The 19,971-nt window shown below is 57.4% G+C and carries 33 protein-coding genes and 1 pseudogene; 29 read left to right on the top strand and 5 right to left on the bottom strand.

The window, feature by feature from the left end; translation table 11 throughout:
- The 28 genes and pseudogenes from tuf to rplQ form a co-directional block, all read left to right on the top strand.
- Window positions 1-346, top strand: a pseudogene (gene tuf, locus CFB10_RS03725) (elongation factor Tu); the annotation flags it as partial.
- A gap of 311 nt (window positions 347-657) precedes the next feature.
- Window positions 658-966, top strand: a complete 309-nt coding sequence (rpsJ, locus tag CFB10_RS03720; protein WP_003507767.1) for a 30S ribosomal protein S10 — start codon at window positions 658-660, stop codon at window positions 964-966.
- A 204-nt stretch (window positions 967-1,170) separates the two neighbouring features.
- On the top strand, window positions 1,171-1,812 hold the full coding sequence (gene rplC / locus CFB10_RS03715; RefSeq protein WP_003507769.1) for a 50S ribosomal protein L3: 642 nt from the start codon (window positions 1,171-1,173) through the stop codon (window positions 1,810-1,812).
- A gap of 12 nt (window positions 1,813-1,824) precedes the next feature.
- Entirely contained in the window at window positions 1,825-2,445 is a 621-nt protein-coding gene (rplD, locus tag CFB10_RS03710; protein WP_003495173.1) for a 50S ribosomal protein L4, read from the top strand.
- Window positions 2,442-2,735, top strand: coding sequence for a 50S ribosomal protein L23 (locus CFB10_RS03705; protein ID WP_003495178.1), 294 nt, complete (start codon window positions 2,442-2,444; stop codon window positions 2,733-2,735). The genes rplD and CFB10_RS03705 overlap by 4 nt, the downstream gene beginning before the upstream one ends.
- Window positions 2,736-2,778: 43 nt before the next feature.
- Window positions 2,779-3,615, top strand: coding sequence for a 50S ribosomal protein L2 (gene rplB / locus CFB10_RS03700; protein WP_003507771.1), 837 nt, complete (start codon window positions 2,779-2,781; stop codon window positions 3,613-3,615).
- Window positions 3,616-3,630: 15 nt separating this feature from the next.
- On the top strand, window positions 3,631-3,909 hold the full coding sequence (gene rpsS / locus CFB10_RS03695; RefSeq protein WP_003507772.1) for a 30S ribosomal protein S19: 279 nt from the start codon (window positions 3,631-3,633) through the stop codon (window positions 3,907-3,909).
- Window positions 3,910-3,911: 2 nt separating this feature from the next.
- Entirely contained in the window at window positions 3,912-4,301 is a 390-nt protein-coding gene (gene rplV / locus CFB10_RS03690; RefSeq protein WP_003495184.1) for a 50S ribosomal protein L22, read from the top strand.
- Entirely contained in the window at window positions 4,301-5,032 is a 732-nt protein-coding gene (gene rpsC / locus CFB10_RS03685) for a 30S ribosomal protein S3 (protein ID WP_003507773.1), read from the top strand. Before rplV ends, rpsC begins: the two co-directional genes overlap by 1 nt.
- A gap of 38 nt (window positions 5,033-5,070) precedes the next feature.
- Entirely contained in the window at window positions 5,071-5,484 is a 414-nt protein-coding gene (rplP, locus tag CFB10_RS03680; protein WP_003507774.1) for a 50S ribosomal protein L16, read from the top strand.
- Between the two features lie 12 nt (window positions 5,485-5,496).
- Window positions 5,497-5,697, top strand: a complete 201-nt coding sequence (rpmC, locus tag CFB10_RS03675; RefSeq protein WP_003495193.1) for a 50S ribosomal protein L29 — start codon at window positions 5,497-5,499, stop codon at window positions 5,695-5,697.
- 11 nt (window positions 5,698-5,708) lie between these two features.
- A complete protein-coding gene (gene rpsQ, locus CFB10_RS03670; protein WP_003495195.1) occupies window positions 5,709-5,945 on the top strand; it encodes a 30S ribosomal protein S17 in 237 nt (78 codons plus the stop codon).
- Between the two features lie 236 nt (window positions 5,946-6,181).
- Entirely contained in the window at window positions 6,182-6,550 is a 369-nt protein-coding gene (rplN, locus tag CFB10_RS03665; RefSeq protein ID WP_003495199.1) for a 50S ribosomal protein L14, read from the top strand.
- 12 nt (window positions 6,551-6,562) lie between these two features.
- Window positions 6,563-6,871 (top strand): 50S ribosomal protein L24, encoded by a 309-nt coding sequence (gene rplX, locus CFB10_RS03660; RefSeq protein WP_003495200.1) that lies wholly within the window; start codon window positions 6,563-6,565, stop codon window positions 6,869-6,871.
- Complete coding sequence (gene rplE / locus CFB10_RS03655) at window positions 6,864-7,418, top strand: 50S ribosomal protein L5 (protein ID WP_003507784.1); 555 nt, start codon at window positions 6,864-6,866, stop codon at window positions 7,416-7,418. Before rplX ends, rplE begins: the two co-directional genes overlap by 8 nt.
- A gap of 33 nt (window positions 7,419-7,451) precedes the next feature.
- Window positions 7,452-7,757, top strand: coding sequence for a 30S ribosomal protein S14 (rpsN, locus tag CFB10_RS03650; protein ID WP_003507785.1), 306 nt, complete (start codon window positions 7,452-7,454; stop codon window positions 7,755-7,757).
- Window positions 7,758-7,769: 12 nt separating this feature from the next.
- Window positions 7,770-8,168: a 30S ribosomal protein S8 gene (rpsH, locus tag CFB10_RS03645; RefSeq protein WP_003507786.1), complete on the top strand. Its 399-nt coding sequence runs from the start codon at window positions 7,770-7,772 to the stop codon at window positions 8,166-8,168.
- Between the two features lie 43 nt (window positions 8,169-8,211).
- A complete protein-coding gene (gene rplF / locus CFB10_RS03640; protein WP_003495204.1) occupies window positions 8,212-8,745 on the top strand; it encodes a 50S ribosomal protein L6 in 534 nt (177 codons plus the stop codon).
- Between the two features lie 12 nt (window positions 8,746-8,757).
- Complete coding sequence (gene rplR / locus CFB10_RS03635; protein WP_003507787.1) at window positions 8,758-9,120, top strand: 50S ribosomal protein L18; 363 nt, start codon at window positions 8,758-8,760, stop codon at window positions 9,118-9,120.
- Window positions 9,121-9,239: 119 nt separating this feature from the next.
- Window positions 9,240-9,809: a 30S ribosomal protein S5 gene (rpsE, locus tag CFB10_RS03630; RefSeq protein WP_003495208.1), complete on the top strand. Its 570-nt coding sequence runs from the start codon at window positions 9,240-9,242 to the stop codon at window positions 9,807-9,809.
- Between the two features lie 11 nt (window positions 9,810-9,820).
- Complete coding sequence (rpmD, locus tag CFB10_RS03625; RefSeq protein WP_003495212.1) at window positions 9,821-10,027, top strand: 50S ribosomal protein L30; 207 nt, start codon at window positions 9,821-9,823, stop codon at window positions 10,025-10,027.
- 16 nt (window positions 10,028-10,043) lie between these two features.
- Window positions 10,044-10,523, top strand: a complete 480-nt coding sequence (gene rplO, locus CFB10_RS03620; RefSeq protein WP_003521009.1) for a 50S ribosomal protein L15 — start codon at window positions 10,044-10,046, stop codon at window positions 10,521-10,523.
- Window positions 10,524-10,851: 328 nt separating this feature from the next.
- Window positions 10,852-12,192: a preprotein translocase subunit SecY gene (gene secY / locus CFB10_RS03615; protein ID WP_020012909.1), complete on the top strand. Its 1,341-nt coding sequence runs from the start codon at window positions 10,852-10,854 to the stop codon at window positions 12,190-12,192.
- On the top strand, window positions 12,189-12,779 hold the full coding sequence (locus CFB10_RS03610; protein ID WP_003507790.1) for an adenylate kinase: 591 nt from the start codon (window positions 12,189-12,191) through the stop codon (window positions 12,777-12,779). Before secY ends, CFB10_RS03610 begins: the two co-directional genes overlap by 4 nt.
- Before the next feature lie 300 nt (window positions 12,780-13,079).
- Complete coding sequence (gene rpsM / locus CFB10_RS03605) at window positions 13,080-13,448, top strand: 30S ribosomal protein S13 (RefSeq protein WP_003507791.1); 369 nt, start codon at window positions 13,080-13,082, stop codon at window positions 13,446-13,448.
- Window positions 13,449-13,586: 138 nt separating this feature from the next.
- Entirely contained in the window at window positions 13,587-13,976 is a 390-nt protein-coding gene (rpsK, locus tag CFB10_RS03600; protein WP_003495225.1) for a 30S ribosomal protein S11, read from the top strand.
- A gap of 195 nt (window positions 13,977-14,171) precedes the next feature.
- Window positions 14,172-15,182 carry a DNA-directed RNA polymerase subunit alpha gene (locus tag CFB10_RS03595; RefSeq protein WP_003495228.1) on the top strand — a complete coding sequence of 337 codons (1,011 nt, stop codon included), beginning with the start codon at window positions 14,172-14,174 and terminating at the stop codon, window positions 15,180-15,182.
- A 118-nt stretch (window positions 15,183-15,300) separates the two neighbouring features.
- The gene (gene rplQ, locus CFB10_RS03590; protein ID WP_006313985.1) at window positions 15,301-15,726 is read left to right on the top strand and encodes a 50S ribosomal protein L17; all 426 of its coding nucleotides are present in this window, start codon (window positions 15,301-15,303) and stop codon (window positions 15,724-15,726) included.
- Between the two features lie 137 nt (window positions 15,727-15,863).
- On the opposite strand, the gene CFB10_RS03585 is transcribed toward rplQ, so the two are convergent.
- The 3 genes from CFB10_RS03585 to CFB10_RS03580 all read right to left on the bottom strand — a co-directional run bounded on the left by CFB10_RS03585 (window position 15,864) and on the right by CFB10_RS03580 (window position 17,729).
- Window positions 15,864-16,193 (bottom strand): hypothetical protein, encoded by a 330-nt coding sequence (locus tag CFB10_RS03585; RefSeq protein ID WP_020012906.1) that lies wholly within the window; start codon window positions 16,191-16,193, stop codon window positions 15,864-15,866.
- On the bottom strand, window positions 16,190-16,732 hold the full coding sequence (locus tag CFB10_RS23650; protein WP_141097698.1) for a hypothetical protein: 543 nt from the start codon (window positions 16,730-16,732) through the stop codon (window positions 16,190-16,192). Before CFB10_RS23650 ends, CFB10_RS03585 begins: the two co-directional genes overlap by 4 nt.
- Before the next feature lie 124 nt (window positions 16,733-16,856).
- Window positions 16,857-17,729 (bottom strand): DUF817 domain-containing protein, encoded by an 873-nt coding sequence (locus tag CFB10_RS03580; protein ID WP_020012905.1) that lies wholly within the window; start codon window positions 17,727-17,729, stop codon window positions 16,857-16,859.
- Window positions 17,730-17,784: 55 nt separating this feature from the next.
- Here CFB10_RS03580 and CFB10_RS03575 point away from each other — a divergent pair, with 55 nt between their 5' ends.
- Window positions 17,785-18,213, top strand: a complete 429-nt coding sequence (locus CFB10_RS03575; protein WP_020012904.1) for a DUF2809 domain-containing protein — start codon at window positions 17,785-17,787, stop codon at window positions 18,211-18,213.
- On the opposite strand, the gene msrQ is transcribed toward CFB10_RS03575, so the two are convergent.
- A complete protein-coding gene (gene msrQ / locus CFB10_RS03570; RefSeq protein ID WP_020012903.1) occupies window positions 18,167-18,814 on the bottom strand; it encodes a protein-methionine-sulfoxide reductase heme-binding subunit MsrQ in 648 nt (215 codons plus the stop codon). The two genes, CFB10_RS03575 and msrQ, sit on opposite strands and share 47 nt — an antisense overlap.
- A gap of 2 nt (window positions 18,815-18,816) precedes the next feature.
- Window positions 18,817-19,758, bottom strand: a complete 942-nt coding sequence (msrP, locus tag CFB10_RS03565; protein ID WP_026364172.1) for a protein-methionine-sulfoxide reductase catalytic subunit MsrP — start codon at window positions 19,756-19,758, stop codon at window positions 18,817-18,819.
- Window positions 19,759-19,971 lie beyond the last annotated feature (213 nt).

Raw genomic sequence — 19,971 nt, 5'->3', positions numbered from 1 at the left:
CGGTGTTAACCGTGACGGCGTCGAGCGTGGCCAGATCCTGTGCAAGCCGGGTTCGGTCAAGCCGCACAAGAAGTTCAAGGCAGAAGCCTACATCCTGACGAAGGAAGAAGGCGGCCGTCATACGCCGTTCTTCACGAACTACCGTCCGCAGTTCTACTTCCGCACGACGGACGTAACGGGCATCGTTACGCTTCCGGAAGGCACGGAAATGGTTATGCCTGGCGACAACGTCACCGTTGACGTCGAGCTGATCGTTCCGATCGCGATGGAAGAAAAGCTGCGCTTCGCTATCCGCGAAGGCGGCCGTACCGTCGGCGCCGGCATCGTGGCTTCGATCGTCGAGTAATTTCGACCATTGAAATTCTGACTGGCGGCGGTGTGAACAACACCGCCGCCGGCCTTTTAGTAAAAAGCCTGGCGGCGTTGCATTTTTAGTGCTTGAAAAATTCGGTGAAAGCGCGTAAACGCGCACTCACAATCACCGCTGGATTCGCAAGCGATTGCGGAGCGCGGTGTTTTTAGCAATACAGACTACCGAAATGATTGGGGTGTAACGCTCATCCCTCTCGATTTTTGAAAATCTGCGGCGCCACGATCAATAGAAGTTCATGTGTTTCCGCGTGCGGAAACGAATAACAAAGAACAAGGACAAGACGAATGAACGGCCAGAATATCCGTATCCGCCTCAAGGCGTTCGATCACCGGATCCTCGATGCCTCTACCCGTGAAATCGTGTCGACCGCAAAGCGCACCGGCGCCAGCGTTCGCGGCCCGGTTCCGCTCCCCACCCGCATCGAAAAGTTTACCGTCAACCGCTCTCCCCACGTTGATAAGAAGAGCCGTGAACAGTTCGAAATGCGGACGCACAAGCGTCTTCTCGATATCGTTGACCCCACCCCGCAGACTGTCGATGCTTTGATGAAGCTCGACCTCGCTGCTGGCGTTGACGTGGAAATCAAGCTCTAAGACCCGGCCCGATCCATCCAAGGTGAGGGCTGAAGTAACAAGGCCGGGCTTCACCCTCGGGTGAAGGCCAATAACAAGGAAGGTACGTGGAGAAATCCAACGACTTCCAAACCGGAGACCGGAAACATCGTGAGATGTCGAAGGGCACTCCTTAACAAAGGCCAGAGAGGGTTTTCCCTTCAAGGCTCGCAAGAGGATGAACCAATGCGTTCAGGTGTGATTGCACAGAAAGTGGGTATGACACGCGTCTATAACGACGCAGGTGAACATATCCCTGTAACAGTATTGCGACTGGATAACGTACAAGTCGTTGCCCAGCGCACGGAAGACAAGAATGGCTACACCGCAGTTCAGCTCGGTGCCGGCCAGTCCAAGGTCAAGAACACGACGAAGGCGCTTCGCGGTCATTTTGCCGCTGCCAACGTCGAGCCGAAAGCCAAGCTCGTCGAGTTCCGGGTTTCCCCCGAGAACCTGATCGACATCGGTGCAACACTGACCGCAAATCATTTTCAGTCCGGCCAGCTGGTCGACGTCACTGGAACCACGATCGGTAAAGGTTTTGCCGGTGCTATGAAGCGTCACAACTTCGGTGGTGGCCGCGCTTCGCACGGTAACTCCGTATCGCACCGTGCACACGGTTCGACCGGTAACAACCAGGATCCGGGCCGCGTCTGGAAGGGCAAGCGCATGGCTGGTCATATGGGCCAGACGCGCGTTACGACCCAGAACCTCGAAGTCGTTTCGACCGATGAAGACCGTGGCCTCATCCTCGTGAAGGGTGCAGTTCCCGGCTCGAAGGGTTCCTGGATCATCGTCCGCGACGCCGTCAAGTCGGCTGCGAAGTAAGGGAGCCTTATCATGGAATTGAACGTCAAAACCCTCGAGGGAAAAGACGCCGGCAAGGTTTCTCTGTCGGATGAGATCTTCGGCCTCGACCCCCGCCAGGACATCCTGGCCCGTATGGTTCGCTGGCAGCTTGCAAAGAAGCAGCAGGGAACCCACAAGTCCAAGAACCGGTCGGAAGTTTCCCGCACCGGCGCGAAGATGTACAAGCAGAAGGGTACGGGCCGCGCTCGTCACCATTCGGCTCGCGCACCGCAGTTCCGCGGCGGCGGCAAGGCCCACGGCCCGGTCGTTCGCAGCCACGCACATGACCTTCCCAAGAAGGTTCGTGCGCTTGCTCTGCGTCACGCCCTGTCTGCAAAGCTGAAGGCTGAAGAACTGATCATCGTCGATCAGCTGGTCGCGTCCGAAGCAAAGACCAAGGCTCTGCTGGGCAGCTTCGCTTCGCTTGGCCTGACCAACGCTCTCGTAATCGGTGGCGCCGAACTTGATGGCAACTTCAAGCTCGCTGCTCAGAACATCCCGAATGTGGACGTTCTGCCGGTACAGGGCATCAATGTTTACGACATCCTGCGCCGTGGCAAGCTGGTGCTTTCCAAGGCTGCTGTAGAGGCTCTGGAGGAGCGGTTCAAATGACGGATCTTCGCCACTACGATGTGATCGTATCTCCTTCGATCACGGAAAAGTCGACGCTGGTATCCGAACAGAACCAGGTCGTATTCAACGTCGCCAAAAGCGCTTCCAAGCCTGAAATCAAGGCTGCCGTGGAAGCTCTCTTCGGCGTCAAAGTCACGGCTGTGAACACGCTTATCCGCAAGGGTAAGACCCGTCGTTTCCGTGGGTTCGCCGGTAAGCTTAAGGACGTCAAGAAAGCCGTCGTTACGCTCGCCGAAGGTCAATCCATCGACGTGTCCACCGGACTCTAAAGGTTAGGCCCAAGCGGGCAAAGACCCAAAAGGGAACAAGAATATGGCATTGAAAAGTTTCAATCCGACCACGCCGAGCCAGCGTCAGCTGGTTATCGTGGACCGCGCTTCGCTCTACAAGGGCAAGCCGGTAAAGGCTCTCACCCAGGGCCTCAGCTCCAAGGGTGGCCGTAACAACCAGGGCCGGATCACCGTCCGTTTCCAGGGTGGCGGTCACAAGCGGACCTACCGTCTGGTTGACTTCAAGCGTCGCAAGTTCGACGTTGAAGGCACCGTTGAACGTTTGGAATACGACCCCAACCGCACCGCGTTCATCGCGCTGGTTACGTATACCGACGGCGAACAGGCTTACATTCTCGCGCCACAGCGTCTCGCTGCCGGTGACAAGGTGATCGCCTCCGACAAGGCAGTGGACGTGAAGCCCGGCAACACCATGCCGCTTCAGTACATTCCTGTTGGTTCGATCATCCACAACGTCGAGATGAAGCCGGGCAAGGGCGGTCAGATCGCTCGCTCCGCCGGTACGTATGTCCAGCTCGTCGGCCGCGATGCCGGTATGGCCATCCTGCGTCTCAACTCGGGCGAACAGCGTCTGGTGCACGGCTCCTGCCTCGCATCGATCGGCGCTGTTTCGAACTCGGATCACGGCAACATCAACGACGGTAAAGCCGGTCGTTCGCGTTGGCGTGGCAAGCGTCCGCACGTTCGCGGCGTCGTCATGAACCCGGTCGACCACCCGCACGGTGGTGGTGAAGGTCGCACGTCGGGTGGTCGCCACCCGGTTACTCCGTGGGGCAAGCCCACGAAGGGCAAGCGCACCCGTTCGAACAAGTCGACCGACAAGTTCATCATGCGCTCGCGCCATCAGCGTAAGAAGTAAGAGAGGTAGTCACTAATGGCTCGTTCAGTATGGAAAGGTCCGTTTGTTGACGGCTATCTTCTCACCAAGGCTGAGAAGGTGCGCGAGAGCGGACGTAACGAAGTAATCAAGATCTGGAGCCGTCGCTCCACGATCCTGCCGCAGTTCGTTGGTCTGACGTTCGGCGTCTACAACGGCAGCAAGCATGTGCCCGTCTCCGTCAACGAAGACATGGTCGGACACAAGTTCGGTGAATTCTCTCCGACCCGTACCTATTACGGTCACGGCGCGGACAAGAAGGCAAAGAGGAAGTAATCATGGCGAAGGCTAAGACCGAACGCCGGCTGAAGGACAATGAGGCTCAGGCCATTGCCCGTACGCTCCGCGTCAGCCCCCAGAAACTGAACCTGGTTGCCGCTCTTATCCGTGGCAAGAAGGTTGATCGCGCTCTCGCCGAGCTCGAATTCTCCCGCAAGCGCATTGCAGGCACCGTCAAGAAGACGCTCGAATCTGCAATTGCCAATGCGGAAAACAACCATGACCTCGACGTCGACGCTCTCGTCGTCGCCGAGGCCTATGTTGGCAAGTCCATCACCATGAAGCGTTTCCACGCCCGTGGCCGTGGTCGTGCTTCCCGCATTGAAAAGCCGTTCTCTCACCTCACGATCGTTGTTCGTGAAGTTGAGGAAAAAGGGGAGGCCGCATAATGGGTCAGAAAATCAATCCGATCGGCTTCCGCCTCGGCATCAACCGTACCTGGGACAGCCGCTGGTACGCTGACACCGCTGAATACGGCAAGCTTCTGCATGAAGACCTGAAGATCCGGGCTTACCTGATCAAGGAACTCAAGCAGGCCGGCATCGCCAAGGTCGTCATCGAGCGTCCGCACAAGAAGTGCCGCGTCACGATCCACTCGGCTCGTCCGGGTCTGATCATCGGCAAGAAGGGTGCAGACATCGAGAAGCTTCGCAAGAAGCTTTCCGAGATGACCAACTCCGAAACGCACCTCAACATCGTTGAAGTGCGCAAGCCGGAAATCGACGCGACGCTGGTTGCCCAGTCGATCGCTCAGCAGCTCGAGCGCCGCGTGGCTTTCCGCCGTGCGATGAAGCGTGCTGTTCAGTCCGCAATGCGTCTTGGCGCCGAAGGCATCAAGATCACCTGCGGCGGCCGTCTCGGTGGTGCAGAAATCGCTCGTACCGAATGGTACCGCGAAGGTCGCGTTCCGTTGCACACGCTGCGTGCGGACATCGACTACGGCACAGCCGAAGCTGAAACCGCATTCGGTATCTGCGGCATCAAGGTCTGGATCTTCAAGGGCGAAATCCTTGAGCACGATCCGATGGCTTCTGAGCGTCGCGGTCTCGAAGGCGACGCACAGGGCCCTGCAAGCCGTGAGCGTGGCGATCGTTCCGATCGTCGTCGCGAAAACGCTTGATTGACGCTGGCGAAAGATAAGCTCGGAGAAGTAAGAAAATGTTGCAGCCAAAGCGTACTAAGTACCGTAAGCAGTTCAAGGGACGCATCAAAGGCGTCGCCAAGGGCGGCTTTGACCTGGCATTCGGTGAATTCGGCTTGAAGTCGCAGGAACCGAACCGCGTGAATGCACGCGAGATCGAAGCGGCCCGCCGCGCGATCACGCGTTACATGAAGCGCGCAGGTCGTGTGTGGATCCGCGTATTCCCAGACGTTCCGGTTACGGCCAAGCCGACCGAAGTTCGTATGGGTAAGGGCAAGGGTTCGGTCGATTACTGGGCATGCAAGGTCAAGCCCGGTCGTATGATGTTCGAGATCGACGGTGTTACCGAGGAGATCGCCCGTGAGGCGCTTCGTCTCGGCGCTGCCAAGCTCTCGGTCAAGACGCGCTTCGTACAGCGCATCGCAGAGTAAGGAGCAAGGCACATGAAAGCCGATGAAGTTCGCGGCCTCAGCGCCGACCAGCTCAAGGACAAGCTCGCCGATCTGAAGAAGGAGCAGTTCAACCTGCGCTTCCAGAAGGCGACTGGCCAGCTGGAAAAGTCCTCGCGCATCAACGAAGTCCGCAAGGATATCGCCCGCGTTAAAACCATTGCCCGCCAGAAGGCGGCAGAAGCCAAGGCCTAAGGAAAAATAATATGCCGAAACGCATTCTGCAGGGCGTCGTAGTGTCCGACAAGAACGAGAAGACTGTCGTTGTCCGCGTTGAGCGTCGATTCGCTCACCCGCTGCTTCAGAAGACCGTTCGCCGTTCGAAGAAGTACAAGGCGCACGACGAAAACAATCAGTATAAGGTCGGCGATGTCGTTTCCATCGAGGAATGCGCACCGATCTCCAAGGACAAGCGCTGGACGGTTGTATCCGCCCAGGCTTAATTTCATCAGAATCGCGCCGGGTCTCTTGAACTTGGCGCGAATTCCTGTATGAAGCACCGCAAGGACGCTCGTGAATCGAGCGTCTTTTGCTTTGATGCGCACGGAAGGTCCTTTTAGGAAACCACCCTGTCACGACATTTCCGCGCAAGACGAAGATATATTCATAAGCTGGGGCAGGGGGCTTACTCGGGAGAGTTTGCCCAACCGTTCCGGTAACAACAAGAAGGCGACCTGACATGATTCAGATGCAAACAAACCTCGACGTGGCGGATAATTCCGGCGCACGTCGTGTCATGTGCATCAAGGTGCTGGGCGGCTCGAAGCGCAAATATGCTTCTGTTGGCGACATTATTGTCGTTTCCATCAAGGAAGCTATTCCGCGCGGCCGCGTCAAGAAGGGCGACGTGATGAAGGCGGTTGTCGTTCGCACCGCCAAGGACATCCGCCGCGCTGACGGCAGCGTCATCCGTTTCGATAACAACGCAGCCGTTCTTATCGACAACAAGAAAGAGCCGATCGGCACCCGTATCTTCGGACCGGTTCCGCGCGAACTTCGCGCCAAGAACCACATGAAGATCATCTCGCTGGCTCCAGAAGTGCTGTAAGGAGCTATAGCGATGCAGAAAATTCGTAAAGGCGACAAGGTTGTCGTATTGACCGGTAAGGACAAGGGCCGTACCGGCGAAGTAATCCAGGTGATGCCGAAAGAAGACCGTGCCGTTGTGCGTGGCGTAAACATGGTGAAGCGTCACCAGCGCCAGACCCAGGCACAGGAAGCCGGCATCATCAACAAGGAAGCATCCTTGCACATCTCCAACATCGCCATCGTCGACAAGGATGGCAAGCCGACCCGCGTTGGTTTCTCTGTTGTGGATGGCAAGAAGGTCCGCGTGGCCAAGCGTTCGGGAGAAGTGATCGATGGCTGATAAGTACGAGCCGCGTCTCAAGACGGAATACGTTTCCCGTATCCGTGGCGCCATGCAGGAGAAGTTCTCCTACGCCAACGTGATGATGATCCCGAAGCTTGAAAAGATCGTGATCAACATGGGTGTTGGCGAGGCAACTGCCGACTCCAAGAAGCCCACGATTGCTGCCGCCGATCTGGCTGCAATTGCCGGCCAGAAGCCGGTCGTTACCCGCGCTCGCAACTCGATCGCTGGTTTCAAGGTTCGCGAAGGCATGCCGATCGGTGCGAAGGTTACTCTTCGTGGCGCACGCATGTACGAATTCCTTGATCGTCTGGTCAACATCGCGCTGCCGCGCGTTCGCGACTTCCGGGGCCTGAACCCGAAGAGCTTTGACGGCCGTGGCAACTTCGCCATGGGCATCAAGGAACACATTGTGTTCCCTGAGATCAACTACGATAAGGTTGATCAGATGTGGGGCATGGACATCATCGTTTGCACGACGGCGACGTCGGACGACGAAGCTCGGGCTCTGCTGACAGAGTTCAACTTCCCGTTCCGTCACTAACCGTAACGACGAGCGTAGAAAAGGAACTCCGATATGGCGAAAACAAGCGCAGTTGAAAAGAACAAGCGCCGCCGCAAGTCGGTCGCCCAGCAGGCCGCCAAGCGCGCTGCACTGAAGGCGATCGTGATGAACCAGTCCCTTCCGATCGAAGACCGGTTCAAGGCCACTCTGAAGCTCGCTTCGCTGCCGCGTGACGGCTCGAAGACGCGTATCCGCAACCGCTGCGAAGTAACGGGCCGTCCGCGCGCGTTCTATCGCAAGCTCAAGATGTCGCGTATCGCGCTTCGTGAGCTGGGCAATTCCGGCAAGGTGCCGGGCATTGTCAAGTCGAGCTGGTAAGGAGACGGGCACATGACCATGACTGATCCTTTGGGTGATATGCTCACCCGCATCCGCAATGGTGCCGCTCGCCGCAAGTCTGCGGTAAGCACGCCTGCTTCCAGCCTCCGCGCACGCGTTCTCGACGTGCTGCAGGCTGAAGGCTACATTCGCGGTTATTCCAAGGTCGATTTCGAAAACGGCAAGTCCGAATTCACGATCGAGCTGAAGTACTACGAAGGCGCGTCCGTGATCCGTGAGATCGGCCGCGTTTCCAAGCCGGGCCGCCGGGTTTATGTCTCGGTAAAGTCCATTCCGCAGGTCGCGAACGGCCTCGGCATCACCATCCTTTCGACCCCGAAGGGCGTGATGGCCGATCACCAGGCTCGCGAACAGAACGTTGGTGGCGAGGTTCTTTGCTCGGTCTTCTAAGACCCGAGCAAGGATCTCCATAACGAACAGACAGGATTGAATAATGTCTCGTATCGGTAAAAAGCCCGTTCCGGTTCCCGCAGGTGTGACGGCCAATGTCGACGGCCAGAAGGTCACTGCGAAGGGCCCGAAGGGTGAACTGTTTTTCGTCGCTAACGACGACATTCAGCTGAAGCTCGAAGATAACGGCGTTTCCGTAACGCCGGCTAACGGCACCAAGGAAGCTCGTTCGAAGTGGGGCATGTCCCGCACGATGATCGAGAACATCTTCAAGGGTGTTAAGGACGGTTACGAGCGCAAGCTCGAAATCAACGGCGTCGGTTACCGTGCCGCCATGCAGGGCAAGAACCTGCAGCTGGCTCTCGGCTTTTCCCATGACGTTGTTTACGAGCCGCCGGTCGGCATCACCATTGCCGTTCCGAAGCCGACGGAAATCATCGTTTCCGGCATCAACAAGCAGCAGGTTGGCCAGGTAGCCGCGGAAATCCGCGAATACCGCGGTCCCGAGCCCTACAAGGGTAAGGGCGTGAAGTACGCTGAAGAGCGTATTGTCCGCAAAGAAGGCAAGAAGAAGTAAGGATCACGCGAAATGGCTAGCAGGAAAGAAGCACTTGCACGTCGCGCGAGCCGTGTGCGCCGCCAGATCAAGGCGGTTGCCAACGGCCGCCCGCGCCTGTCGGTTCATCGCTCGTCGAAGAACATCTACGCCCAGATCATCGATGACGTTGCTGGCAAGACGCTTGCGTCTGCCTCAACGCTCGAGGCAGATCTGCGCGGCTCGCTCAAGACCGGCGCCGACGTTGCAGCAGCAGCTGTCGTAGGCAAGCTGGTTGCCGAGCGTGGCGTCAAGGCTGGCGTCAAGGATGTCGTATTCGATCGTGGCGCGTTCATCTATCACGGCCGCATCAAGGCCCTGGCAGACGCTGCCCGTGAAAGCGGTCTGAACTTCTGATTTTTTTCCGCCCGGACAACGATCCGGGCGGAATTTCACCGGGCCATGCGGGTCTCCTCAAAGAGGCCGGTGGTCTTTTCGTTTGCCGTTCCACCCGTAAAAGAAAAAGGACAAGGACAATGGCACAGGAAAAAAGAGGTTCTCGCGACGATCGCCAGAACCGTGAAGAGCGCGATAGCGAATTCGTCGACAAGCTGGTCGCGATCAACCGCGTTGCAAAGGTTGTTAAGGGTGGCCGTCGCTTCGGCTTCGCCGCTCTCGTCGTCGTCGGCGACCAGAAGGGCCGCGTTGGCTTCGGTCACGGCAAGGCTCGCGAAGTTCCGGAAGCCATCCGTAAGGCTACCGAGAGCGCCAAGCGCGATCTGATCTTCGTTCCGCTGCGCGATGGCCGCACGCTGCATCACGACGTCAATGGCCGTCACGGCGCAGGCAAGGTTCTGCTGCGTTCGGCCAAGGCCGGTACCGGTATCATCGCCGGTGGCCCGATGCGCGCTGTTTTCGAAACCCTGGGTGTTCACGACGTTGTTGCCAAGTCGACCGGTTCTTCGAACCCGTACAACATGGTTCGCGCAACGTTCGACGCTCTGAAGCATCAGGTTCATCCGAAGGACATCGCTGCACAGCGCGGTCTCAAGTATGCGACGCTTCAGGCTCGCCGTGCCGCCTCCGGCAACGCTTCTGAAGAATAAGGAGCTGGATCATGGCCAAGAAGACTACTGAAGCCAAGAAGACTGTTACGGTCGAACAGATCGGCAGCCCTATTCGCCGCCCGGCAATCCAGCGTCAGACGCTGGTCGGTCTGGGTCTCAACAAGATGCATCGTCAGCGCACCCTGGAAGATACTCCTGCGGTTCGCGGCATGATCCGTGCGGTCCAGCATCTCGTTCGCGTCGTTGACGAGAAGTGAGACGGAGTAACCTATCATGAAACTCAATGAAATCAGAGACAACGAAGGCGCCTCCAAGGATCGTATCCGCGTAGGTCGCGGTATCGGTTCCGGCAAGGGCAAGACCGGTGGTCGCGGTGTAAAGGGTCAGAAGGCTCGTTCGGGCGTCGCCATCAACGGTTTTGAAGGCGGTCAGATGCCAATCTACCGTCGTCTGCCGAAGCGCGGTTTCAACAACATCTTCGCTTCCGAATATGTTGTCGTATCGCTCGGCCGCATTCAGACCGCCATCGACGCCAAGAAGCTTGACGCTTCCGCAACGATCGATGCCGCTGCTCTCAAGGCTGCCGGCGTTATCCGTCGCGCCAAGGACGGCGTTCGCATTCTCGCCGACGGCGAGCTGAAGGCCAAGGTCGCTTTCGAAGTTGCCGGTGCTTCCAAGCCCGCAATCGAAAAGATCGAAAAGGCTGGCGGTTCGATCAAGCTTCTCGCAGTTGCAGCAGAAGCCGCCGAGTAATATATAGACTTCAGACGCCCGGGGCTCGTCGCTCCGGGCGTTTGCGCTCCCTGGCCTATGGTGCTTTCGATCTAAATCGATTTATAGAGCATCAGGGCAATCTCTTCGCGGTGTGCTTCCTTGGCCCCGCTTGCGGCAGAAAGTGCTGCAGGGAGAGCCTCACAGTTCTTGAACTTCCGTAGGGGAGGGGATAGGACATAAAAAACAGGGTGAGGCATGATGGCGGTCGAGAGCCGCATTTGTCCGAAGCCCGGTTTTGACCAGTATCTTTTAGACCTTTCCGCATCGGCCGGTTGCGCTGGCTGGCAAGGGTCATTCGGAGAAATTTATGGCTTCAGCAGCGGAACAACTGGCTTCGAACCTGAATTTTTCGACCTTCGCTAAGGCGGAGGATCTGAAAAAGCGTCTCTGGTTTACTCTTGCCGCACTTCTCGTCTACCGTCTCGGCACCCACATTCCGCTTCCGGGCCTGAACCCAGAAGCCTATGCGCAGGCCTTCCGTGGCCAGGCCAACGGTATTCTCGGTCTTTTCAACATGTTTGCGGGTGGCGCCGTCGAGCGCATGGCGATCTTCGCGCTCGGCATCATGCCTTACATCTCCGCTTCGATCATCGTGCAGCTCATGACCTCGGTCGTGCCGTCGCTCGAAGCGTTGAAGAAGGAAGGCGAAGCCGGCCGCAAGATCATCAACCAGTATACGCGCTACGGCACGGTGCTGCTCGGCACGCTGCAGGCCTATGGCATTGCGGTCGGCCTTGAAAGCGGCAACGGCCTTGTGGTCGATCCTGGCTGGTTCTTCCGCGTTTCCACCGTCATCACGCTGCTCGGCGGCACGATGTTCCTGATGTGGCTCGGTGAACAGATCACCTCGCGCGGTATTGGCAACGGTATTTCGCTGATCATCTTCGCGGGTATTGCCGCAGGCCTGCCCAAGGCGCTTGCCGGCACGCTCGAACTCGGCCGTACCGGTGCGCTTTCGACCCCGCTCATCCTGATGGTTGTCGTGGTCGCCATCGGTGTCATCGCGCTTATCGTCTTCGTGGAGCGCGCCCAGCGCCGTCTGCTCATTCAATATCCGAAGCGACAGGTCGGTAACCGGATGTTCCAGGGCGATACTTCGCATCTGCCGCTGAAGCTCAATACGGCCGGCGTCATTCCCGCGATCTTCGCATCTTCGCTGCTGCTCCTGCCGGCGACGGCTGCGGGTTTTGCAGGCAACACCAACCTGCCGGGCTGGGCGACGTCGATCATCGCGTCGCTGCAGCATGGACAGCCGCTGTTCATGGCCCTTTATGGCCTGCTGATTGCGTTCTTTGCGTTCTTCTATACGGCGATCGTCTTCAATCCGAAGGACACCGCAGATAACCTCAAGAAGCATGGCGGCTTCATCCCGGGTATTCGTCCGGGCGAGCGCACCGCGGAGTACATTGATTACGTCCTGACCCGTATCACCGTGGTCGGCGCGATTTATCTGGTCTTCGTGTGTATCCTTCCTGAGACACTTATCGCACGCACGGGCATTCCATTAGCCCTTGGTGGTACTTCGCTTTTGATCGTTGTCAGTGTAACTCTGGATACGGTTGCGCAGATTCAGGGTCACCTGATCGCGCAGCAATATGAAGGGCTGATCAAGAAGTCGAAGTTGCGTGGAGGAAAGAGGGGACGATGAGACTGATATTTTTGGGTCCGCCGGGTGCGGGCAAGGGAACCCAGGCCAAACGGCTGACGGACAAGTACGGGATCCCGCAGCTTTCCACCGGTGACATGCTTCGCGCTGCGGTCAGCGCGGGCACCGAAATCGGCAAACGCGCCAAGGCGGTCATGGACGCCGGCGGGCTTGTTTCCGACGATATCGTCAATCAGATCGTTTCCGAACGCATCGAAGCGCCGGACTGTGCCAAGGGCTTTATTCTGGACGGCTATCCGCGCACCGTTCCGCAGGCCAAGGCGCTTGCAGACAACATGCGCAAAAAGAATCTGGTCCTTGATGCCGTTATCGAACTGAAGGTCGACGAAGAGGCGTTGATTCGCCGAATCGAAAACCGTGTGGCTGAAACCATTGCCGCCGGCGGCACGGTTCGCTCGGATGACAATCCGGAAGCATTTCGCAAGCGCCTGACGGAATATCGCGAGAAGACTGCGCCGCTGTCTGCCTATTACAGCGAACAGGGCGAGCTCGTAACACTGGATGGCATGGCTGACGTCGATGCCGTCACCGAGGCAATCGAGCGCGTTCTCGAGAAAGCCTCCGCCTGATCGATGGAGCGGATGGGCGAGGCTGTTGTGTTCTTGCCCATATCTCGCTGCCGCATGGCGACTGATCCTTTGGATCGTAAAAGAATCTTGGCGGAGCCGGTTGCTTTTTTGCGCTGATTCCGTTAAACACCGCGCCAACTCGCGACATCCCAAGCGACTGGCGCGGATTTCCTTGAGGGAAGGGAGATCCGGGTTTGGTCGTTTTGACTTGTCACGGACATCAATTTTGAACTGGCGGTCTCGGCCGCTCGAATGGAATCACCACTTGCCGGATGGCAACTGGAACCAAGGAGAAAAGACGTGGCACGTATCGCTGGCGTCAACATCCCGACTGCGAAGCGCGTTGTTATTGCGCTGACCTACATTCACGGGATTGGTCCGAAATTCGCGCAGGAAATCATGGACAAGGTCGGTCTTCCGGCTGACAAGCGCGTTCATCAGCTGACGGATGCTGAAGTTCTTCAGATCCGCGAAGCCATCGACCGCGACTACCAGGTCGAAGGTGACCTGCGTCGCGACACGTCGATGAACATCAAGCGTTTGATGGACCTCGGCTGCTACCGCGGCCTGCGTCACCGTCGTGGCCTTCCGGTCCGCGGTCAGCGCACGCACACCAACGCCCGCACCCGCAAGGGTCCGGCGAAGGCTATCGCTGGTAAGAAGAAGTAATTTTCCGGTTCTCCGGAAAGGGGAGGCTGGTGCAGTCCGCGCCAGCCTTTCTGGGTTTGGCGTGAAGCCCGGATACGGGTCGATCGCCGGTGTAGCCGCTGGTGTTACGGCGGTGAAGAGATCAATGAAAGGTATAAAATGGCCAAGGAAGCCGCACGCGTTCGCCGTCGCGAACGTAAAAATATCACGTCGGGCGTCGCGCACGTCAACTCGACCTTCAACAACACGATGATCACCATCACCGACGCACAGGGCAATGCTATTGCCTGGTCGTCTGCTGGTGCCAAGGGCTTCAAGGGTTCGCGTAAGTCGACCCCGTTCGCTGCCCAGATCGCTGCTGAAGATTGCGCGAAGAAGGCTCAGGAACACGGCATGAAGTCGCTTGAAGTTGAAGTTTGCGGTCCGGGTTCCGGCCGTGAATCGGCACTTCGCGCCCTGCAGGCTGCCGGTTTCATGATCACCTCCATTCGCGACGTGACGCCGATCCCGCACAACGGTTGCCGTCCGCGCAAGAAGCGCCGCGTCTGACGCGACCGTGGTTCGGAAATTCCGCCTTTCCCCGGGTCAGGCGGAATTTTCGTGTATCTGGCGTGTGCGCGTCGATTTCGATCGACGGACTTGCGCTCAAGAACCCACCGATGAACCACTGAATTAGGTTCCTCTCGGTGTTTTCATGCTCGGTCCGTCACGATTGGATGGTGGCGGCGAACGGAAGGTTTAAAGATGATTCAGAAGAACTGGCAGGAACTTATCAAGCCGAACAAGGTCGAGTTCACCTCGTCCAGCCGCACCAAGGCAACGCTCGTTGCCGAGCCGCTGGAGCGTGGTTTCGGTCTTACCCTCGGCAACGCGCTGCGTCGCGTTCTGTTATCTTCTCTGCGTGGCGCCGCTGTAACGGCCGTGCAGATCGACGGTGTCCTGCACGAATTCTCCTCCATCCCCGGCGTTCGGGAAGATGTGACGGATATCGTGCTCAACATCAAGGAAATCGCCATCAAGATGGACGGCGATGATTCCAAGCGCATGGTCGTGCGCAAGCAGGGTCCGGGTGCCGTAACCGCTGGTGACATCCAGACGGTTGGCGACATCGAGATCCTGAACCCCGACCACGTGATCTGCACGCTTGATGATGGCGCTGAAATCCGCATGGAATTCACCGTCAACAACGGCAAGGGTTACGTACCGGCTGAGCGCAACCGCGCGGAAGATGCCCCGATCGGCCTCATTCCGGTGGACAGCCTCTATTCTCCGGTCAAGAAAGTGTCCTACAAGGTGGAAAACACCCGTGAAGGCCAGGTTCTCGACTATGACAAGCTGATCATGACGATCGAGACCAACGGTTCGGTTTCCGGCGAAGACGCCGTTGCCTTCGCCGCTCGCATTCTTCAGGACCAGCTGGGCGTCTTCGTCAACTTCGACGAGCCGCAGAAGGAAGCAGAAGAAGAATCGGTTACCGAACTCGCGTTCAACCCGGCGCTTCTCAAGAAGGTCGATGAACTCGAGCTGTCCGTTCGTTCGGCAAACTGCCTGAAGAACGACAACATCGTTTACATCGGCGACCTGATCCAGAAGACCGAAGCCGAAATGCTTCGCACGCCGAACTTCGGTCGCAAGTCGCTGAACGAAATCAAGGAAGTTCTCGCTTCCATGGGTCTGCACCTCGGTATGGAAGTACCGGCATGGCCGCCTGAGAACATCGAAGATCTCGCCAAGCGTTACGAAGACCAGTACTAACAATCAAAAAGGCAGACCCTTTAAAGACTGCCTTTCCCCGTCAAACAGCAGGTAAGTCACCTGCATGTGCCAGGAAACGGCAGGTCCGGACAGGAACCTGCGTACAAGGAGAATAGCAATGCGCCACGGAAATTCAGGCCGCAAGCTCAATAGAACCGCCAGCCACCGCAAGGCAATGTTTGCCAACATGGCTGCTTCGCTCATCACCCATGAGCAGATCGTCACCACCCTTCCGAAGGCGAAGGAAATCCGTCCGATCGTCGAGCGTCTCGTGACCCTCGGCAAGCGCGGCGACCTGCACGCTCGTCGTCAGGCGATCTCGCAGATCAAGGATCAGGACGCCGTTCGCAAGCTGTTCGACGCGATCGCTTCGCGTTACGCAACCCGCAATGGCGGCTACCTGCGTATCATGAAGGCCGGCTACCGCCAGGGCGACAACGCGGCTCTCGCCGTCGTTGAATTCGTTGAGCGCGACGTTGATGCCAAGGGCGCAGCCGACAAGGCTCGCGTTGCTGCAGAAGCTGCTGCTGCTGAAGCCGCATAAGGTCTGGCGCCCTTGAGGCGTCGTGAGTTAAAGAAGCCGGGCGAGAGATCGCCCGGCTTTTTGCGTCCTTAAATGGCCTTTCGATCTTGAAGGAAGTTTTGCGTTTCGGACGACGTATGTTCGAGCAACACTCGACTTTAACTTCGAAATGGCCGGTTGTAGTAAACGTCGGTCCCGTCATCCTTCTCAATCAAGTCGGCAGTACGTTGAAGCAGCCAACGAATACCGTCGTCATCGCTGCCGAACTCGGCATTCGATTTGTTCCAGAGTTTTCCAATCAAACTGTTTGGGATATCTGGGCGCAGTGTGGATCGCAAAAATGCGAGGAGTTCATTGCGTTCCGTTTTTGTCAGATGCATGAGACCAAAAAGCAGTACCGCGTCGAGACTTTCAAACAACTCGAAGTCCTGGATCATATAGCTTGTGAACTTCAAGAAAACGGTGGGCGGGGTGACGTTCTTCCTCATTGGCTCATCGTTTCTGGGGTAAGCCGTATTGATATAAAAGCCGTTCGGGCGGTCGCGACACCTGTGCGATGGCCGAATCTCGTTATTAGAAAAGCTTGTTGCAAGATACCTGAGGAGACAAGCCTTACAGTTTCGATATTGCGAGCAATAGTTTTATTCACAAAGTAATCGGCATCTCCATAACTGTCGAAGCTGCCGTTTCGATACATAACGAAGGGTCGAGGCATCCACCATCTTGCTGGAGGTCCCATCCGCAGTAGTATTTCCATATCGGTTTTGCCGACATGGTATCGTAGCGTATGCGCGCCACGGTAGTTTTCTTCCTTGCGTAAATCTACCTTCGGGGTATTTTTTTCCGAAGAAGGAACTTCGTCTTGCGAGCCCGAATGATTGACTGCAGTCCATTCTCCACCGCGTGGATCACCTGCGGGTATTCTGGGTTGATCTGGATTGAAATTGGCCTTTGTTCGGTGAATCTGCAGACGGGCATAAGATAAGTACAGGCGACAGATTTTGAGTTTTCTTTCAAGCTTCTCCACAGCTGGTAATCTCCAAGTTCATAGAACTAACGAGATTAAATCTGTTTTTAGCGACGTGGAAAAAATGGCTGCTTCGCTCATTGATCATGCGCAAATCCGCGGGCGTTTTGTGAGAGAGCCCATCTTACTCCGGAATATGAATGCGGGCCTTGATGTGCTTTAGATGTGCGACGATTGTGAAAGTCATGATGACCAGCAGCGACCATGAACTCCACTTTCCGATGTGGACGACGGACCAGGCGCCTATTTGATCGGGGTATTTCCAGATACCGAAGAAGGTGGAGATATTTTCCGCCAGCCAGACGAAAAAGCCGATCAGGATGAAGGCGAGGAGCAGCGGCATCTTTCGATCCCGATCGTAGGGGCGAAAGACGACTGTTGCGCGGGAATAGAGGCCGATGGCGCAGGCGGCGATGTACCAGCGGTAATCGCCGATGAAGTGATGGGTGAAGAAGTTGGCGTAGATGGCGATGCCGATCAAGGTTGCCATCCAGTAGGTCGGATAGTGGCGAATGCGCACATCCAGCAGCCGCCATGCCTGAATGATGTAGCTGCCGACGGCGGCATACATGAAGCCGGAAAACAGCGGTACGCCTAGCACTTTGGTGTAGGCGAAATCCGGATAAGACCATGACTGGATGGCGCTCGACGTCTTGAACACTTCCAGTGCGAAGCCGACGATATGGAACAGCAGGATGGCCTTGGCCTCGTCAAGCGTTTCGAGCCTGCTCCAGATCATGAAGAACTGGATGCCGAGCGCAATGATCAGCAGCACGTCATATCGGGGGATGCCGAGCACGCCGCCATGCGGCACCACGAAGATGGAGACGAAGAACAAGCCCGCGAACATGCAGGCCCGTGCCTCCTTGATGCCGAAATACAGAAACTCGACGATAAAACGCCTGATGCCCTTGAGTTCGCCCCAGGGATAGGTATCGCAGAGCAGATTGTCCAGGACGGAGAGGCGGCTTGCGGCCGGGCTTGTTGTTGTGCTCATTTCCGTCCCCGATCTCAGTTAGTCACCTTTCATACGAAAACCCGAAGGAAGCCGTATGGGCCTGCCGCGCGTATCCCCATCTTATTTAGCCAGCATCCGGCTTCTGGCGGCGGCGATGGCGGTGATCGTCTGCGGCCTTTGCCTGCGGACCTTCGGTTACGATGTGGGACTGCCGTTCGTGGCGGTAAAATATGGCGGATCCGTGCTCTGGGGTGCGATGGTTTATCTGTTGCTGGCGACCGTCTTTCCCTACCGTTGGCGTGGCTATGAGGTCCATGCCGCGATTATTGCGGCTATCCTCGTGGAACTCGTCCGGCTTGTTCATTTCCCGGCGCTGGATGGGTTTCGCGCAACGACAGCCGGCGCTTTGCTGCTCGGCCGTGTTTTTTCGCTGTGGAATATAGTCTGTTATGTCGCGGGGATTGGGGCCGCCGCCATTATGGCCGGACGGGTCTGGCGCGTTTCGCCCTCTTCATCGACATGATCGAGGGCCGCACCAGCCGGTATCCGAGCAGCACGACCATCGTGCTGATATAAAACACAGGCTCCAGCGTGATCGATTTTCGCGCCAGCACGAAATGCAGCACGCCGACGATGAGCACGAGATAGACGAGTTTGTGCAGCGTGTTCCAGCGGTTGCCGAGCTTGCGGATGGACCAGCGGTTGGAGGTGAGCGCGAGGGGCAGGAGCATGGTAAGCCCCGCCATGCCGAGCATGATATAGGGCCGCTTCAGAATATCGCCGGCGATGGAGCTGATGATCAGGCCGCGATCCAGCACCAGATAGACCGTGAAATGCGCCAGCACGTAATAAAAGGCGATCAGTCCCAGAGCGCGGCGATAGGCGATGAGGTTGATATTGAACAGGTCCCGCAGCGGCGTCACCAGCAGTCCGAGGCAGAGGAAGCGCAGCGCCCAGATGCCGAGCAGGTGCTCGAAATCCTTGACCGGATTAAAGCCGAGGCCGCCGGTCGCGGCGAGGTAGAAATACCAGACGCCGGGACAGAGGCCGATCACATAAAGCGACCAGATAGCCGCCGGCTGGTAACGCTTCGGCAGCGATGGAAGTGAAAAGGCGAGGGCCATGGTCAATAATTCGCTTTCAGGTCCATGCCGGCGTAAAGGCTTGCCACCTCGTCATAACCGTTGAACATCAGGGTAGGGCGGTTCTGGGTGCCGAAAAAGCCGCCTTCGCCGATGCGCTGTTCCGTCGCCTGGCTCCAGCGCGGATGGTCCACATGCGGATTGACGTTGGAATAGAAGCCATATTCGCGGGCGTTGGAGTTTTTCCACGTCGTTTCCGGCTGTTTCTCGGTGAGCGAGATCCGGACGATGGATTTGATACCCTTGAAGCCGTATTTCCACGGCACGACGAGCCGGATGGGCGCGCCGTTCTGGTTCGGCAGCGTTTCGCCGTAAAGGCCGACGGCGAGGATGGTCAGCGGGTGGCGTGCTTCATCGAGGCGCAGGCCCTCGACATAGGGCCAGGACAAAGGCTGAAACAGGCCGCTCTGGCCGGGCATTTCCTCCGGCCGCACCACGGTTTCGAAGGAGACGTATTTGGCGCTGCCAAGCGGCTCCACCTTGTCGAGAAGGGCAGCCAAGGGGAAACCGATCCACGGAATGACCATCGACCAGCCCTCGACGCAGCGCATGCGATAGGTGCGCTCTTCGAGCTGATATTTGATCAGCTCCTCGATGCCGAATTCCTGTGGTTTGGAGACAAGGCCATCCACCTTCACGGTCCACGGTGTGGGCTTGAACTTGCCGGAATTTTCCTTGGGGTCGGATTTGCCCACCCCGAACTCGTAGAAGTTATTGTAGCTGGTGACGGCGTCGAGCGGGGTGAGCTTTTCATCCAGCTTGTAGGCGCCGGGTTTCGCCGCAAGCGGAGCGGCAATTGCCTCGCGGCCGCCAAGCCCGATGGCCGCAAGTCCCGCCGCCGTACCGAGGAAGCCGCGTCTGGACAGGTAGATGTTCTTCGGCGTGATTTCTGTAGCCGCGATCAGGGGCGGACGATAGGCGGGCATTTCAACCTCCACAAAAGCCGGGTGCATCGGCGATAAATCGATTATGATAGGCTATACGGCTGCTGCACAGATATGTTTCAGCGCGTCGCGCAAAAACAACGGTCGGGCGGCGGAAATCGCGCATTTGTGATAAGTGGCCGCGTGAATTGCTGCACCGGGAAGCAGCGTACCGTACCGAACCGTACTGTTTTGCCTGAAGGTGACAGTGACAGG

Origin of the sequence: Agrobacterium sp. 719_389 (genome assembly GCF_900188475.1) — a bacterium.
GTDB lineage: Bacteria > Pseudomonadota > Alphaproteobacteria > Rhizobiales > Rhizobiaceae > Agrobacterium > Agrobacterium radiobacter.
The sequence above is the reverse complement of the archived record's forward strand: the minus strand, read 5'-3'. Positions and strand labels throughout refer to the sequence as shown.